Raw genomic sequence first — 16,901 nt, 5'->3', positions numbered from 1 at the left:
ATCAACCTTGCGCCATCGTGAAAGGGGGTCCCTTTTGCGCGCCGATAGGGGGTCCCGTTTGCACGCCGATTGACAGGGAAATACGGACAAAGCCGAGCCATCTGCTCGTCGGTAAGCCAGTACAGGTCGCTCATGCTCAGTCTCCTTGCGGAGCCTGAATCAGATCATGCTTCTCAGATCAATGGGTCCTGACCCTAAATTCGAGTTGTCGAGAGCAAAAAAAGACCGGCATTGCATAAGCAATCGCCGGTCTTATTTTCATTTATCTCGTACTGCTACAAATTGTTTTGAGAAACATTTCCGATAGAATGGCAATAGCTTTCAAAGACGCGCAGCTTTTCATCGCTATCAAGTCTAATATTGCGCCATCCTTCTGGTTCTTGGCCTAGCCAGATCGGCCATGCAAGAACGAAGGTACGGAAATCGGCCAGCATGTAGAGCACTCTCCCGACACGGATAAGCCCCAGCTGACCCTTTGGCTTGACGACACAGCCCCTGCCGACTTCGCGCCAGTAATCTTCCACCGCTCCAAAATACAGGCCGGTGACCGACCCCGGATCCTGAAGAGACAGGCGGATGGCTTCGCGAGAGCGAACCTTGCGAAGTTCTTCGTCGGTGTAGCTCATGCGACACCCCCTGCCTGCTGCCGGCACGCGTCTAGATAGGCCCGGAGGCTGTCGAGGAATATTACTCGGCGTCCGCCAACCGTCGCAGACGCCAGTGTGCCGGCATTCATCATCCGATAAAGAGTATCTCGTCCAAGGCCAGTTGCGGCAACGGCCGCTTTGACCGAGCAAGTGATGGGATCGAGCCCTTCGCATTTTTCGACGTGCATAAACACCCCTCAAAGAGGCGGTCTTCCGGCAGTTGCCTGAGTAAGTACCGCGCGATTTTGATGACCGAGGGCGCAGTGTCAGCCGCTTAGCGGTTTCGAGTCTCTTTTCTCGGGCGACACGCGTACCGTGTCGCAAAACGATGATGCAACGAACACCGTCCAGTGCGCAAGGGGCAATTAGTTAACCATAGAAAACAATATACTGCGCGAAACACTTGCAAAGCTTTGTGCCCACGACCTTAGGAATATGCGGCTGCAAAGTCCTCGGGCAGCAGCGAACAAGTGCCGAGAAAATCCGCCCATTTTTGCATTACGGGAACACGCTGGTCGAAAAAGTCAGCGCGCTCATACGCGGCCTGCACTTTGTCCTTCTTGGTGTGGGCACTGCACGCAGCACGAACCTCCTCAACGATTCCTGCACTGATCGCCCAGTCGCGGAAGGTGGAGCGAAAGCCGTGGACGGTCGCGTCGGGGCGAATAGCTTTCAGGCACGCAAGCTGCGCCATGTTCGACAGGCATCCCTCGCCGCGTGCACCAACATGGCCGGGGAAGACCCAGCCGTCATAGCCCCGGAGAGCCTTCATGCGGCCGAGGATGGCAATCGCGGCTGTTGAAAGCGGGACCCGATGCGGCTTACGGGCTTTCATGCGTTCTGCTGGAATAATCCACATGCGGGATTCTAAATCGATTTCGCTCCACTTTGCAGCGCGAGTTTCGCTCGTGCGCACCGCGGTCAGGATCGTAAACTCAAGTGCTGCAGCGGATACAGACTCAAAGGCTCGCAGCTTCCGCATGAACGCCGGCATATCCTCCCGAGGCACCGCCGCGTGATGCTTCGTCTCGTACTCCTTTGGCTTCTTAAATGTAGTCGATTTGTGTCGCGCAGGATTCATCAGCTCTTCATTCCGCCAACCTTGGTCGACGGCGTAATCCAGAACGAGAGCGACCCGCTGTCGCGTCTTGGAAGCGGTCGAGTACTTCGTTTTCCAGATTGGCTCGAAGATTGGCGTAAGGTGTGAAATGCGGATTTCGTTCACATCCATCGTTCCGATGGCGGGGAAAACGAACTCCTTCAAAGTGTAATCCCACTGCTTGCGATGAACGCCCTTGTCGCCATTTAAGGCTGACTTGAAGGCATTTTCTCGATCCAACTTAGCAAGATAGCGGTGAGCTGCGTCTTCGAAGGTTACCTTGCTATCCTTCTCCTGAACTCGAAGCGCTGCAAGCTTGCGCGGACCAATCTCGTTACCTTCGCGAAGCTGGCGTCCCCACAAGATCGCTCGATCCCTTGCCTCTCCAATCCCAACCTGAGGGTAAGAACCCAAGCCCCTTTCCAAGCGCTTGCCCTGGATCATAATGCACAAGACCCATGACCGAGCGCCACCGCGCTTTACGTCAAGGAACAATCCGTTCCCACCGCAGGAATATCGGGTAACGGGCTTGCCTTCGAGACAAGCAGCCTTCTTGACCGCGAGGTCGGTGGTCAGCGGCTTGCGCTTTTCTTTGGATTTGGGGTCGATCATCGGATGCCTCCATCAGGGGGCTATGCAATTAGACGCCAACTGTCCAATCCTGCAATCCGGTAAATTCAATCCTGCAATGACAGCCCGCTTGCAAAAGTCTCATGCGTCGCATCCGAGCCCTGAACGCTTACGATGCTGGCCAACCTCCCGGAATTCCGTGGCATGCGACGCATATGCCTTGGGTGTGAAGGGCTCCCGCTCCGCCAGCCACCCCCCACACCTGTCTCAGCTTACAGACACCGGCGCACAACCGGCGCATTTGTGCGGCTTTGCAAGGTCTAAACCGTAACAGGGGGCCTACAAGAGGCGGTCTTCGCGCCCGGATTGGACGTCCATTCCGGGCCCGTCTCTGGTGGTCAGGGAGGCAGTGCGGTTTGCCTGTTATTACCTGATAACAGGGATTATTCTGCATTTGAGCCAAAAAAACAGGCTTCTGGCGGTGCCTGGCGGGCCATGCCGCTGGAGATTCGCCAGCCGGATCAGCGGTTTGCGCAATGCGCCGGATCAGGTCCTGCTAATTGCCATAACAGGCCTGTAAATCGCCCTAACAGGGCCTGTTAATCGACCATAACAGGTTGCTTATTGCAGATAACAGGTACGAGCGGGCGTCGCCAGTCAGGGCCAACCCAGCGCGGCGCGCTGCGCGGCCCAGCCGAGCGGAACCTCGCTGCGCAGGAACGCCTGGAGGGTGAGGGCTTTGTCAACGCAACTGCACCGGCTAGCGAATGGGGCGGGTCGAGAGTGAGGCATGGCCATGCCTCGTCCTCGAAAACCAGCCAACCCGTTTCGGTATTTTCACTCCTCGCCGGAGGTGATCCGGCTCGTGGTGATGATGTACGTGCGGTTTCCGCTGTCGTTGCGGAACGTCGAGGATCTCCTTTTCGAGCGGGGGATCGACATCTGTCACGAGACAGTGCGGCTGTGGTGGAACAGGTTCGGGCCGCTGTTCGCGGCGGACATCCGGCGGCAGCGGGTGAGCCGGATGCGCGGCTTTCGGCACTGGCGCTGGAATCTTGATGAGATGTACGTCAAGATCAACGGCGAGATGCACTACCTCTGGCGCGCGGTCGACCACGAGGGCGAGATCCTGGAATCCTACGTCACCAAAAAACGAGACAAACCCGCGGCTTTGGCGTTTCTGAAGAAGGCGCTGAAGCGCCACGGCCGCGTGGAGACCATCGTCACCGATGGGCTCAAATCCTACCCGGCCGCGATGCGCGAACTGGGCAATGAGCAGCGCCGTGAAATGGGGAGGCACGCCAACAACCGGGTTGAAAATTCACACCTGCCGCTCCGCCGGAAGGAGCGGGTAATGCAGCGCTTCCGGCGGATGAAGACCTTGCAAAAATTCGCTTCGGTTCACGCCTCCCTGCACAACCATTTCAATTCAGAACGCCATCTCGTCGATCGTCAAACATTCAAAGCCCGCCGCTCGGCCGCAATGGTCGAGTGGCAGATCGTCGCGAGCTAGGCTGCCATCGCCAAAGACCTAGCTTCGCCAGGTAGAGACGAGTTCGCATCCGACTGACAGCTCCGACTGAGGCTCAGGCCGGGATCTGGTTGAATGGCACGCCCTTGTCGGGACGGTGATCCTGGGGCAGGCCGAGAATCTTTTCGGCAATCGTGTTGAGCAGCATCTCGTCGGCGCCGCCGGCAATGCGTCCGGTCGGCGCGTCAATCCAGCTATAGCCCCAGTCCGCCTTGCGGGTGGCGGTTGGCGAGATCGCAAGGCCCGCCGGCCCGGCCAGGTCGAGCGCGAGTTCCGACAGCTTCTGCCGGCTGCGCACCGACACCAGCTTGTTCAGCGAGCCCTCCGGCCCCGGTTCCATACCCGCCTGCATCATCTGCATGGCGCGGGCAGTAATCGATTCCAGGCCGGCGCGCATCGCATGGTTGCGCGCTATCTGAGAACGAACCCGCGCATCCTTGAGCGCCGGCTTGCCGTTGACCTCAAGGTTGCGGACATGGTCGACAAAAGTGTTGAGGTGGGGTCCGAAACCGCCGCTGTCGGTCGCTTGGTAACGCTCGATCATCAGCGTGGCCATGGCCACGGCGAAGCCGCCGCCGATTGGACCCATCCGCTGCGAATCCTCGAGCCGGACGTCGTCGAAATACACCTCGTTTACCTGGCTGCCGCCGCTCGCCAGCTTGATCGGGCGGACTTCCACGCCTTTGGCGTGCATGTCGACCCAGTAATAGGTAAGGCCCTTGTGCTTGGCGATGGTGGGATCCGTACGGGCCACGATCACGCCGTAGTCGGAATACTGGGCATAGCTGGTCCACAGCTTCTGGCCGTTGAGCGTCCAACCATTGCCGTCAACTTCGGCGCGGGTGCGCAAACCGGCGAGGTCCGACCCAGCGGCCGGCTCGGAAAACAGCTGGCACCAGATTTCTTCGCCGCGAAGCGCCTTGATCACGCGCTCCTTGACCCACGCGACGTTCTCGTTGTTCTCGCCGAGCCCATAGCGCATCAGGATGGGCACCGGCATCCCGATGGAGATCGAGAAGTAATTGGTCGGGAAGCCGTGTTTCAGTTCTTCGGTGTCGAAAAGCACTCGCTCGACGTGGGTCAGCCCTTGGCCGCCGAATTCCCTGGGCCAGTTGATCCCGGCATAACCGGCTTCGTAGCGGGCTGCCATGTAGCGGCGGCCCAGCTCAAGGTCCTGCTCCTCTGTCAGGCCCTTGCGCGCCGCGGCCCCATAGATAGGGGCGGCGGATTCAAGCCAGACAGCGGCGCGCTGGCGGAAAGCTTCGAAATCGCTCATGCCGAAACTCCGGTGTACTGGGTGACGAGCAGGTCTTCCCAAAAGAGGATGTTGCCGGTTTCGCTCGCCAGGCTGCGGGCCCGACGCATGTGGAGGTGGAGACCCTGTTCCCAGGTCGCGCCGATGCCGCCGTGAACCTGCACCGCGTCGCGCGCATTGGCGTCATAGGCTTCAGTCGCGGAGATGCGGGCATCCGCGGCGGCGAGCAGGAAATCGTCATGCCCTTCGCGCGCTGCCGCGTGAATGCAGTTGGCGCGGGCGATCTCGACCATGCCGTACATTTCGGCGATGCGGTGCTTCACCGACTGGAACGCGCCGATCACTTGGCCGAAAGCCCGGCGGGTGACGGCATAGTCGCGCGCAGCGTAGAGAAGAGCTTCGGCGCCGCCGACCTGTTCGTGTGCGGTCACCACGGCCATCCTGGCCAGCAAGTCGAGCGCGAGAGCGCGCGCTGCTTCGCCCTCTGCCAGGAGCACAGCGGGGCTGCCGGCAAACGCGAGATCGGCGTAGAGGCGCGTGTTGTCGTAACTGTCGAAACCTTGGCGGGAAGCGCCGTCAAGGTCGGCCAGGACCAAGGCGGGCTGGCCGTTGCTCGATGCCCAGACCACAGCGAAATCCGCCTTGAGGCCGGCCGGGACCGCGGGCTTGATGCCGTCAAGCAGGCCGCCGGCAAAAGTCACCGCGGGTGTTTTCGGAAGGACGTTGGTGCCTTCGCCCAAGGCGACCGTGCCGATCGCTTCCCCGATGGCCAGCTTCGGCAGCCAGGCTGCCCGGGCTTCATAGTTCGATGAACTGATCAGGGCGCGGGCGGCACCATACGAGAAGGTGAGGAACGGCGCGCCGGCGGTGGCGGCCCCGGTCGCCTGAGCAACGAGCCCCAGCTCCGTCAGGCCGAGACCCAGACCGCCGAACTCCTCCGGGATCGACAGTGCGGTCCAACCCTGTTCGATGGTGGTCTGCCAGAATGTCTCGTCGAATTCGCCCTGCTTCTCGAGGAGCGCGAGCAGCCGGTTCTTGGAGACGCTGGCGTCCAGCACGCGTCGCGATGCGGTTGCTATCGCTTGCTGCGCGTCCTCAAGCAATATGGACATTCATTTCTCCCTCGACTCCTGATCTCGGCGCGAATTATCTATATGATTGCGCCTTCGCAAGAGCCGTCGTTCTGGGTGAAGTCATAAGGGAAATCTAGTGATTATTGTATAAAGGATTAAGCCAATCTATGGCTTGTGAGCAAGTGAGTGGATTTGGCAGCGCAGGATTCCCTGCATCCACGCTGTCGCCACACGTTATCCTGCAGTGACGATTTTCCGGGAGTAGGAGAAGCAATGATGGAACTGACGGGGGAAGACCGCCGGATGCTCATGGACGGGATCTCCGCGGTCCTGCGCAAAACGGGGGTGCGCGGCAATTCGGTGGGCGGCTATCTGGCTCCGGACGCGGCAACCTGGCGGCAACTGGGCGAGCTAGGCATTTTCGCACTGCCGGTTCTAGCGGAACACGGTGGGTTGGGACTCGGTTTCCAGGAAATCGGGCCGGTGATGCGCGCGCTTGGCGGATTTGCCGCTGTCGAGCCGTTCTTCGCCACAGTCGTCCTGGGCGCGGGAGCGGTTCTTAAAAGCGGCAACGCCGGCCTTCGCGATAGGGTGCTGCCAACCGTCGCGTCAGGTGAACTCAAGCTCGCGCTTGCCTATGCCGAACCCGCTTCGCGCCACGCTCTGAACCACGTTGCGACCTGCGCCGTCGCCGATGGGGATGGTCATGTCCTGTCCGGGCACAAGGCGGTCGTGCTCGGTGCACCTGAGGCCGACCAGATCGTGGTCAGCGCGCGTACGGACGGTGGCGTTACCGACGCGGCCGGGATCGCGCTGTTCGTGGTCGATCGTAACGCCCCTGGCGTTGGCATACTGGACTACTTCTTGATTGACGGACGCCGCGCCGGCGAAGTTCTGCTCGACGATGTCCGCGTCGGCCCGGAGGCAATGCTGGCGGGGCCGGACGATGGGCTCGCGGTGCTGGAGCGGGTGATCGAAGAGGCGACGATTGCAGCGTGCCACGAGTCCGTGGGCGCGATGGAACGGCTCAACGAGGTAACCCTTGAATATTGCCGCGAGCGCATCGCATTCGGCCAGCCAATCGCGAAAAATCAGGTGATCCAGCACCGGCTGGTGGACATGCACGTCGCGGTCGAACACGCCTCGGCAATGGTAGAGGCCGCTACCGAGACGCTGTGCGGCGCTGCCGGCGGAGGCGCTACCCGGCCGACCGTTTCCGCGGCGAAGGTTTCGGTGGCACGTGAATCGAAATTCGTCGGTGAAGCGGCAGTCCAACTTCACGGTGCCGGCGGCACCACCGAGGACGTCGACGTGGGCCGCTACTTCAAGCGGCTCTTGGTCAACATGATGCTGTTCGGCGATGCCGACCATCACTTGCAACGTTATCTCGATACCCGTTCGTCGTCGGTGGAGGCCATGCAATGATCACCCTTGAAAGGCTCAGCCCCGAAGATCTGGCGTTCCAGGATGAGGTCCGCACCTTTTTCGCCGAGAGCCTCACGCCCGAACTGCGCGAGGCGGGTCGCAAGACGACTTGGCTGATCTCCGAATTCGAGTATGGCCGCCAGTGGCAGAAGATCCTCAACTCGAGGGGCTGGGGGGCGCCAGCCTGGCCGGTCGAATACGGCGGCACCGACTGGACGGTGAACCAGCGCTTGATCTGGGCGGTGGAGAATGCCCGGAACAGGCCGCCGCTTATCAGCAACATGGGCCGCGACCTGTGCGCGCCCTGTATCATGGCATTCGGCACATCCGAACAGAAGTCGTACTTCCTGCCGCGCATACTCAGCGGCGATGACTGGTGGGGCCAGGGTTATTCCGAGCCGGGTGCCGGGTCGGATCTTGCCGCGCTGCAGATGCGCGCTGACATCGACGGGGACCAATATGTTCTCAACGGTTCCAAGATCTGGACCACAATGGCGCATCACTCCAACCGGATTTTCTGCCTGGTACGGACAAGTCGGGAAGAGCGCAAGCAGATGGGCATTACCTTCCTGCTGCTCGACATGGCCACGCCAGGCATCGAGATCCGACCGATTATCAATCTTGCCGGCCAGCACGAGTTCAACCAGGTGTTCTTCACCGACGTCCGTGTTCCGCGCAGCGTGTTGCTTGGCGAGGAAGGCAAGGGTTGGACTGTTGCCCGCCATCTCCTGGCCCGCGAACACAGCGGCTCGGTGTTCGACGGTCTCGAGATGCGGCGGCGATTGAACCTGCTTGAAGCGATCGCTGCAAGCGAGCCCAACGGGCGCGGAGGTGTGATCATGGACGATCCGGTGTTCCGGACGAAGTTCGCCGAAGTCGCGATCGAGTGCGAGACCTCGGACGCCGTCACCCGCCGCCTCGTCAAGGCGGTCCAGGCCGACGAAATGCCACCGCATCTGTCGGAGCTGATCAACATTCGCCGCCGCGAGCTTGGCCAGAAGTTGACCTTCCTGCTCATGGAGGCGCTTGGCAACTACGGCGCGCCGCTACAGGCAGCGGCGCTGCACGTGGGCGGCAAGGGCGTCGCTGGTCCGGCCCATGCCGAAATCCCGACGGCGTTTTACCTCTCGCAGCGCGCGGCCACGGTTGCGGGAGGCACTACCGAAATACATCACAACAACGTCGCCAAGCACGTTCTCGGACTCTAGCGCGGGTCCCGGGCGGGGTACGCAAGGGGCAAAAGCATGCTTGAGCTGAACCAGGTGGCCTGCTTCGTCGCGATCGTAGAGGAAGGCAACTTCTCGCTGGCTGCCGAGCGCCTTGGGCTGACGCAGTCGGTCGTCTCCCAACGCTTGCGAAGACTTGAGGACCTGACCGGCATCCATCTAATTGAGAGGACTTCTCGCACAGTCAAACTGTCGCAGGCCGGACTCGAGTTCCTGCCCTGTGCCCATCAGTTGCTGGCCGCGGAAAGCCGTGCCCGGCAGGAAGCAGGCCGGCTGCGCGACCGCGCCCGCAGGACGGTTCGGTTAGGCGGATATGCCTTTTCCTCACAGCGCCGCGCTCGGTTGATAGAGAGCTTTTTGGCTAAGAATCCATTGAGCAGGGTTGAGGTCGAATACGCCAGCCGCGACCTGCTGATCGAAATGCTGCGTGGAGACCGGATTGACGCCTTCCTGTGCCTCGAAGGCCCAGAAGGACCCATGTCGGAGTTCGCCTCGATTGCCTTTAGCGAGATCCACCCCCACGTGTCCTTTCCCGAAGGGCGGGGTTTCGCCCTTCCGACATCGCCGACCCTGGCCGATCTTCGTGGGCTCGAACTCGCCATTTCACCTGGGCGGCAAGAGCCGCGCGTGATGGAGCACCTGACGCGGTTCGCGGGTGCTTGCGCTGTCAACTTGCTGGAAGCGCCAGAGGCGGAGCGGTCATACATCGCCGAGTTCGCCGCGGCGCGAGGCCTGCCGATCCTTCATTGGCTGAGCACCGACGAGGCATTGTTCGCTATGCCCGGGTTTGTGACGGCTCAGATCGATGAACCCGCGCTCCGACTGCGCTATTATGTCTATACCAACCGAAATGTGCGTCGGCCGGCCGTAGAAGCCTTGCGCGCCAGCGCGGCGGCTTGCTGACGTCCGCGTCGATCTATTTCATTTCACGATAGATCACTGCCAAATTGTCGGATGTTCGCGGGAACGGGGCGAGCTAGCATCCGCCAGATAAGAACCGCGATTTGCCGAATGAGAGAGGGAAGCGCCGCCGGGCCGCGCATCGTGCAGTCCGCCTTGCCTCGTCCGCGAACGGGAAAATTACGGATGGGAAGGAGTCCACGAAATGGGGTTCATCAGGAAAGCAGCGTTGCTGGGCACTGCGGGAGCATGTGTGGTCGGGTCGGGCGCAGCCGTCGCGCAGAAGGATACTACTAGCACGCAGGATGCCGGCAACGGCGTGCTCACGAGCGAGATTGTGGTCACCGCGCAACGGCGCGAGGAGAACGTCCAGGACGTTCCCATTTCGATCACCGCAATTAGCGGGAACCAGCTGAAGGCGCTCAACATCCAGGACGCGCAGCGCATCGTCGACTTCGTTCCGGGCCTCAAGGCGGCGGGCCTCGGCGGAGCGGGAGGTCCACCATTTTTCAACATCCGCGGGGTCAGCTTCATCGACTTCAGCGGGATTAACGAGGCCTCGGTCGCGCTGTATGTCGACGATGTCTATCAAGTTGCGCAGGGTGCGGGAACCCAGCAAGTTTTCGACCTCGAACGTGTCGAGGTGCTGCGCGGGCCGCAGGGCACGTTGTTCGGCCGCAACTCTACCGCGGGCGTCATCCAATATGTAACCCGCAAGCCGACCGACGATTTCCAGGGCGAGATGAGCCTGCAGTACGGTCGCGCCAACCAGGTGATTGCCCAGCTGGCCGCCGGCGGCGCGGTGGGCGAAGGGCTACGCGCCCGGTTTGCGATCAAGTACAACCGCGATGACGGACTCCAGAAGAACACCGTAACCGGCAGTCGCTTCATGAAGACTAATGCAATCGCCGCCCGCGCAATCCTACAGGCGGACCTCGGACCGTCGGCCATGCTGGAGGTGAAGGCCAGCTATGCCCATAACGAGGGCTAGTCGCCGATCCACCGCCCCTACTTCGTCCTCGATCCGAATAATCCTAGCGGTTACTGCGGCGGGCGCCCGGTGCCCGGTACCGCAGCCGAACTCGCTCACGCCGCCTGCATCCTTGCGGGAAAGGGTGTCAGCCGGACTGCCGGACGGGCGTTCAGTTACTACGCCTCCACGCTCGGCACCTCGGACGTTGATGACTGGCCGTTCCGCTATACCAGCTGGGGTGGCTACGCGAAGCTGACTGCCAACCTTGGCTTTGCCGATCTCGTCTCCGTAAGCGGCTACGAAAACTACCGCCAGTACTTTGCCTACGACGCCGACGGCTACGACAATCGGCCTTATGGCGCTGGCTCGCGCGATCTCGGAGTGTATTTCAACCCGCGTTCGCACACGTTTTCTCAGGAAGTGCGGCTGAGCGGTAAGGCCGGCGGGGTGAGGTGGCAACTCGGCGGCTTTTACTACAAAGGCTATCAGCGGTCAGACAACACCATCAGCGTCGATAACGTGAAGACCGACCTGATCGGCTTCACGACTCACACCGAATCGCTCGCTGGTTTCGGCCAAGTCGATGTACCCCTTGGTGACCAATTCACCGTGACTGGGGGCCTGCGTTACTCTAACGACAAGCGCCGTATTGATCCGCTCGATTGCAGCCAGAGCCTGACCAGCACCACTTGCGGCGCGACGATCATAAGCCGGATCGATGACGGCGAAACCACGTACCGCCTGGCTGCCAACTGGCAGCCCGACAGCGACTTGCTCGTCTATGCCTCCTATTCAAAGGGCTTCAAGAGCGGCGGGTGGAACACAAATCGCAATCCAGCGCTTCGCGGGCCGGTTGGTTCTGAAAAGATCGACAACTACGAAGTCGGCCTAAAGAGCCAGATCTTCGACTCTCGCGTGACCTTGAACCTTGCGGGCTTTTATTACAAATACCACGGCATTCAGGCGTTGATCGGCTCAAACGACCCGGTGTCCGGGGCGGCGATTACACTCTACATCAACGCGGGCGATCCGCGGACCTACGGTCTCGAAGGAGAGCTGAGTGCGCGGCTGACCGACCGGCTCGAAGTGCGGCTGGGCGGCAGCTATCTCGATACGAAAATCATTGCTGATCCGGCGTTCTCCGCCGATGGTCGTGTGCTCAACGGCAACCGACTGCCGCAGGCACCCGAGTTCAGTGGCAATGCGATCGTCCGCTACACCGTGCCCATGGGCGACAGCGGAGACCTGACCATCCAGGCCGACGGGCGCTGGCAGTCATACGTCTTTTCCGGCGTCGACAATGATTCGTCCGAACGGGTTGCCGGCTACGGCATAGCCAACGCGCGAGTCAGCTGGAAGTCGGCCGATGGCCATGTCGGATTAGAAGCGTTCGTGGACAACCTGTTCGACAAGCAGGTCATCCAGCAGATGTTCCACAACACCCTTGGTTCGTTCCCCGTCACTGTCACCATCACCGCGCCGCCCTTCGATTCCGGCTTCGGGGTGTGGGGGCGGCCCCGCACCTGGGGCATACGGGCGAGCTATTCGTTCTGACTACCCCTGCTATTCCCCGGTCGCGGTTGCATCGTCGCCGCGATCGGGGTGCCGAACGGCTTACCTTTGTCCCGCAGAATTCCTTCTGCTCTATCACGGGAATGCAATGACAGCGCCGGATCCAGAAATTTTTCGCGGCCCTCCTGTGACGCCCCGCTACCGTAACCTGACCCTAGCCGAGTTGACCGCGCGCACCGCAAGCGAGCGGCCCTACGTGCGACATTGGTTCTGGTCCGATGGCGAGTTGACCTGGATCACTCTCGGAGATCTGGAAAGCCGTGCGCGTGACCTGGCAGCGCGATTGCAGGCGCGCGGCTTGGCCAAGGGCGACCGCGTAGCGGTCCAGATGCCCAACCGTCTGGAAACTGCGGTTATTTACCGAGCCTGCTTTATTCTGGGAACGACGCTCGTTCCGGTCGTCCACATCTATGGACCGACCGAACTCGGTTTCATTTTGCGTCAGTCGCGAGCCCGGCTGCTGTTCGTGCCTGACCGCTGGCGCCACTTCGACTTCCGGGAGCGGGTCGCCGAGCTGGGAGATTGTCCAGATCTGCTTCAGGTCGTCTACATTGGCGCTGGCGACAAGGCCAACGCTTTAACTTGGCAAGAACTGCTTTCAGGTCCTCCTTGCCCGTTGGCGGCGCCGATGCTGTCGCCCGCCGATATTGCGCTTCTGCTTTATACGTCGGGCACCACATCAGATCCCAAAGGCGTGCTGCATTCCAACCGGTCACTCTTGGGCGAATTGGAACAACGCCACGTCACCGGCGAGACGTCGTCCGACAAGACTTTCTCGCCGTGGCCCGCCGGGCACATTGGTGGGTTCGGATCGATGGCCAACGCCCAACTGGTAGGAAATGAAGCGGTTTTCATGGATCGCTGGTCCGCATCGGATGGCGCTGAACTGATCGCCCGCTTCCAGATCAACCGAATGGCCGGCGTTCCGGTGGTGCTCAACGAGCTGCTAGACGTTGCCGAAGACCGCGGCATCGATTTATCCTGCGTGAAGAGTTTCATGGTTGGCGCCGCTAACGTGCCGCCTTCGCTCGTCCAGCGGGCGGAGGAGGCGGGCATCGCGGTTTTCCGGTGCTATGGGTCGAGCGAACATCCGACGGTATCCGCCAGCAGCCCGACCGCGCCGCTTGCCGTCCGCGCCGAGACGGACGGTCAGGTGCTACCGGGGATCGAGGTGCGGCTGATCGACGACGAAGGCCGCGATGTTGCCGTGACCGGCGGCGAAGGTGAAATCCTGACTCGCGGGATCGAGCTGTTCGAAGGCTACGAGTCGCCTGCCCTAAACGCGGAGGCGTTTTTTGAGGACGGCTGGTTCCGCACCGGCGACATTGGCCGCTTTAGCGATGGTAACCTCATCATAACAGACCGAAAAAAGGACATCATCATCCGCGGTGGTGAGAACATCTCGTCCAAGGAGGTCGAGGACATTCTCGCGCGCCACGAGGCGGTGCACGAGGCCGCCGCCTTCGCCGTGCCGCATCCGCGGCTGGGCGAGGGGGTCGCGGTGGCGGTCCAGCTGCGCCCGGGCACCTTTCTCACGCTCGACGAGGTTGCTGCGCATTTCAGGGCTAGCGGCCTAGCCCGTGCCAAGACACCTGAACATCTGTTCGTCGTCAATGAGCTGCCACGCACGCCAAACGGCAAGGTCAAAAAGTTTGAGCTGCGCAAGCGGTTCGGCGAACTGCCACGCGCTAGCTGAGGAATTGGACGCCAATATCAATTACAGGGCGCCCCCCGTCTTGCAAGAAGAGGGGTGGATTTGCGGATATCGCATGAAGCTTTTACGGGCCCGTTTCGACCGGGGCTGCTATTCAGCTTTAACGCGGTCGGCAGAGGCCACCGCGACGCGCATCGGTTTGAGGCCGACCCGGAACAGAACGGCGACGATTATACCCAGGGTCGCATATTCCAGTGCGAGCGCGGTCCCGATTCGTTGCGGGTCGGCAAAGACGTAGTCGGTGAGGAACCCGACTATCGCCGGACCCATCGACATGCCGACAAGGCTGGTGACCATCAAGTAGATGGCCGAAACCCTTCCGCGCAGTTGCGCCGGAGTCGCGACCTGAAGCGCCGCTGCGCCGATGGCTCCCATGTTCAGGAGCAGCGCAGGCAGCGCCATCGCCAGAAAAAATATCGCCGGCGAAGGCGCGGTATATGCGACGACGCCGCCCGCCGCGATCACGTGGAGCAGCAACGCCAGAAAGCCGAAGACGAGACCGGGCAGGCCGGCCATGACGAACGCGAATCGCCACGCCGGGAGGTGGCCCAGAACCGGAATCGTCACGCCGCCGCGCGCTTCATCGAGGAGGTAACCGCCAAGCGCCAGTGATCCTTCGGCGCCGATCAAAGCACCGACCATGTACACGCCCATGGCAAAGGTCAGCTTGCGGCGAGGGAACAGGTCCGACATCAGTGAGTAAGCGGCCGGAGCCAGCGCCGCTTCGCCGGCCCCGACGAGCACGCGAGCGAGGAACAGTTCGTTGAAGGAGCGGGCGAGGCCGCAGGCGATCGTCGCAAGCGACTAGATCAGCACTCCGCCAAGGATCACCCAGCTGCGGCGGTAGCGATCGACTGCCATACCCAGCGGCAAGCCGCATGCAGCATATAGGAGTGCAAAGGCGAAGCCCTGCAACAGACTTACCTCAAAGTCTCCCACCCCAAATTCGGCCCTGATTTGCCCGACCATAAGCGAGACGATCTGCCGGTCCATGTATGACAAAGCAAAAAGGAGCATCAGAAGCGCGGTGGCGGACCAGGCAACTAACGGTCGGGGATATACCGTCACCTGACCGCCATCGGCGGATGATCCCAACAGCGCGGAGCCGGAGCTCGATAAGTCTAGGCCAGAATTGTTTTTCACTGCGCTTCCTTTACCTACACTGCGTTGCAACGTGGCGACGTCGCCGGGCTCCGCGAGTCATTTGGCCCCCTTAATGCTATGTCGTCCTACGCGGCGCCCGACTTACTGCAGCCATTCAGCCAGAAGGCTCCGGGAGACGCGCTCTATTTTCCTCGCCCGCGGACAAGCGTAGGAATTTCCGATGAAATCGGCCAGCCCCGCACATGTCTGCCCTGCCACCGTTCCAGCGGTTGGGGCATCACTTGCGGCCCACGCACGTTGGAGGGGACTCCTTTGTGCTACGCGTTGAGTACCATTGCTTGTCACTCTTGGCCTCGTGTGGCGGAATCAAGGCCGAGCGTAAGGCGATGCCGGCTCCGGCCACTATTTGGTTTGCAACAATCGGTTCCAGAAGATAAAAGCAATAGGTACTGAAATACCTCACTCGACGAGGTAAACAGCGAGCACCGATCATCCTGATCCTCGCCCGTTCTGGGTTGAACCAGCGTTTCCCATAGCAGGTCAGATGCTAGTGCTTAGGTTGCGCGCCAGTATTGGAACCTCTGCAAGTGATCGGGCCATGTCATTCAGGTGTGTGCAACCGAGAGTGTCTTTGAGGCGCCTTAGAACTTCGTCCCGCAAACTTCTGACCGGGGCACCTATCAAAGCAGACAGGTTGAGCGGTGCCACGCGGCAAGCCGCATACGGCAGGGTGCCCGGCCTCGCATCGATTTCTTCCAGCAAGCCATCGGCGCCGACCGTGGCGCTGATCAGGTACTCGTGGACAGCCATGCGGTCGTCGGTCCCGGGCAGGCCTGCCGAGTCCTGAAAATGCGATTCCACTTTGAGTTTTCCGCCCTCGCGCCAGACATCGATGCGGCGCGCCCGGCGGAAGTTTACTCCCTCCAGCTGTGAAAACGCATGCCAGCCTCGTGGATCCAGCTCGTTACGCAGTGGCTGGACCCGCGTGGCATTCTGGTCGGCTCGTGCACGCCCCTCGTCGTCAAGAGCGCTCGAGCCTGGACGAAAGCCGATGCAGATGCTGCGCATCACCGGCATGATTTTCGCATTTCCCGTCGTCGGCCCGATATTCCGGGCAATGTCGGAGAAGGCCCATTGCGCTACGAGCGTAGTGCCGGCAACGTCGTCGAGAAGCAGGTAGAGCGGGGTACCAGCTGCCTTTTCCTCCGGGCAAACTTCATCCAGTGCGGCCCGCAGGTAACCGCCGGCGCGCACTCCCACCAATTCCTGCAAACGCGGCGTCCCGGGCGAGGACCTGATTGTCAGGATTTCCCGGTTCGCTGCTTCGATTTCGACTTCCGCGTTCCCAATCGTTGCCGGAGTTCTCCCGGCCAGTGTTGTCACGATATCCCGTGCCCGTCCTACAAAGCGACCTTCCGCATCCGGGCCGTGTGGCCAATGAACGTCGATTGACATGGTTCGGCGGACCGACCGCGCCCTTCGCAAGCGTGTGGATCCGATGGGCGCTCTCACTGGCTCCTGAAAAATGGGAAAGGGTTGCCCGGACAGCGAGTGGGCGAAGCCGGTATGATCGTGATCATGCATTTGGCGTTCTCACCTCACTATCATGGGGCACACCGACCAGCTGACGGCGCCGGAACGAGATCGAACTGGGCACTATTGCGGAAAGATCGATGCTCCGACGCCAATGGTCACGGTCTTGTAGTGCAAGAATTCGTCAATACCGGCCTTTCCGCCTGTCAATCGGCGTGCAAACGGGACCCCCTATCGGCGCGCAAAAGGGACCCCCTTTCACGATGGCGCAAGGTTGAT

General features: G+C 61.1%; 13 protein-coding genes and 1 pseudogene. 7 read left to right on the top strand and 7 right to left on the bottom strand.

Annotation, left to right across the window (positions count from 1 at the left end):
- Window positions 1-275: 275 nt before the first annotated feature.
- The 3 genes from AC3WLD_RS18635 to AC3WLD_RS18625 all read right to left on the bottom strand — a co-directional run bounded on the left by AC3WLD_RS18635 (window position 276) and on the right by AC3WLD_RS18625 (window position 2,358).
- Window positions 276-626, bottom strand: a complete 351-nt coding sequence (locus AC3WLD_RS18635; protein WP_492558373.1) for a hypothetical protein — start codon at window positions 624-626, stop codon at window positions 276-278.
- Window positions 623-835, bottom strand: coding sequence for a helix-turn-helix transcriptional regulator (locus AC3WLD_RS18630; RefSeq protein WP_492558372.1), 213 nt, complete (start codon window positions 833-835; stop codon window positions 623-625). The genes AC3WLD_RS18635 and AC3WLD_RS18630 overlap by 4 nt, the downstream gene beginning before the upstream one ends.
- Before the next feature lie 239 nt (window positions 836-1,074).
- Window positions 1,075-2,358, bottom strand: a complete 1,284-nt coding sequence (locus AC3WLD_RS18625) for a tyrosine-type recombinase/integrase (protein ID WP_492558371.1) — start codon at window positions 2,356-2,358, stop codon at window positions 1,075-1,077.
- A gap of 754 nt (window positions 2,359-3,112) precedes the next feature.
- Between AC3WLD_RS18625 and AC3WLD_RS18620 the strand changes: the two genes are divergently transcribed.
- Window positions 3,113-3,829, top strand: coding sequence for an IS6 family transposase (locus AC3WLD_RS18620; protein ID WP_492558374.1), 717 nt, complete (start codon window positions 3,113-3,115; stop codon window positions 3,827-3,829).
- A 73-nt stretch (window positions 3,830-3,902) separates the two neighbouring features.
- Here the strand turns inward: AC3WLD_RS18620 and AC3WLD_RS18615 are convergent, their stop codons facing one another.
- Together AC3WLD_RS18615 and AC3WLD_RS18610 are read right to left on the bottom strand one after the other, a co-directional pair.
- Complete coding sequence (locus AC3WLD_RS18615; RefSeq protein WP_492558370.1) at window positions 3,903-5,123, bottom strand: acyl-CoA dehydrogenase family protein; 1,221 nt, start codon at window positions 5,121-5,123, stop codon at window positions 3,903-3,905.
- A complete protein-coding gene (locus AC3WLD_RS18610) occupies window positions 5,120-6,214 on the bottom strand; it encodes an acyl-CoA dehydrogenase family protein (RefSeq protein ID WP_492558369.1) in 1,095 nt (364 codons plus the stop codon). Before AC3WLD_RS18610 ends, AC3WLD_RS18615 begins: the two co-directional genes overlap by 4 nt.
- 234 nt (window positions 6,215-6,448) lie before the next feature.
- Between AC3WLD_RS18610 and AC3WLD_RS18605 the strand changes: the two genes are divergently transcribed.
- The 6 genes from AC3WLD_RS18605 to AC3WLD_RS18580 all read left to right on the top strand — a co-directional run bounded on the left by AC3WLD_RS18605 (window position 6,449) and on the right by AC3WLD_RS18580 (window position 13,967).
- Entirely contained in the window at window positions 6,449-7,600 is a 1,152-nt protein-coding gene (locus AC3WLD_RS18605; RefSeq protein WP_492558368.1) for an acyl-CoA dehydrogenase family protein, read from the top strand.
- Complete coding sequence (locus AC3WLD_RS18600; RefSeq protein WP_492558367.1) at window positions 7,597-8,808, top strand: acyl-CoA dehydrogenase family protein; 1,212 nt, start codon at window positions 7,597-7,599, stop codon at window positions 8,806-8,808. The genes AC3WLD_RS18605 and AC3WLD_RS18600 overlap by 4 nt, the downstream gene beginning before the upstream one ends.
- Window positions 8,809-8,844: 36 nt before the next feature.
- Window positions 8,845-9,729 carry a LysR family transcriptional regulator gene (locus tag AC3WLD_RS18595; RefSeq protein ID WP_492558366.1) on the top strand — a complete coding sequence of 295 codons (885 nt, stop codon included), beginning with the start codon at window positions 8,845-8,847 and terminating at the stop codon, window positions 9,727-9,729.
- Window positions 9,730-9,931: 202 nt separating this feature from the next.
- Window positions 9,932-10,717 carry a TonB-dependent receptor plug domain-containing protein gene (locus AC3WLD_RS18590; protein WP_492558365.1) on the top strand — a complete coding sequence of 262 codons (786 nt, stop codon included), beginning with the start codon at window positions 9,932-9,934 and terminating at the stop codon, window positions 10,715-10,717.
- Window positions 10,718-10,786: 69 nt separating this feature from the next.
- Window positions 10,787-12,253, top strand: coding sequence for a TonB-dependent receptor (locus AC3WLD_RS18585; RefSeq protein WP_492558364.1), 1,467 nt, complete (start codon window positions 10,787-10,789; stop codon window positions 12,251-12,253).
- Between the two features lie 106 nt (window positions 12,254-12,359).
- A complete protein-coding gene (locus tag AC3WLD_RS18580; RefSeq protein ID WP_492558363.1) occupies window positions 12,360-13,967 on the top strand; it encodes a class I adenylate-forming enzyme family protein in 1,608 nt (535 codons plus the stop codon).
- A gap of 108 nt (window positions 13,968-14,075) precedes the next feature.
- On the opposite strand, the pseudogene AC3WLD_RS18575 reads toward AC3WLD_RS18580, so the two are convergent.
- Together AC3WLD_RS18575 and AC3WLD_RS18570 are read right to left on the bottom strand one after the other, a co-directional pair.
- A pseudogene (locus AC3WLD_RS18575) lies at window positions 14,076-15,002 on the bottom strand (MFS transporter).
- Window positions 15,003-15,629: 627 nt separating this feature from the next.
- Complete coding sequence (locus AC3WLD_RS18570) at window positions 15,630-16,544, bottom strand: DUF2889 domain-containing protein (protein WP_492558362.1); 915 nt, start codon at window positions 16,542-16,544, stop codon at window positions 15,630-15,632.
- Window positions 16,545-16,901 lie beyond the last annotated feature (357 nt).

The organism is Novosphingobium sp. FW305-C-111 (assembly GCF_058783565.1).
Note: the sequence above shows the minus strand (reverse complement) of the source record. Positions and strands in the feature narration are given on the sequence as shown.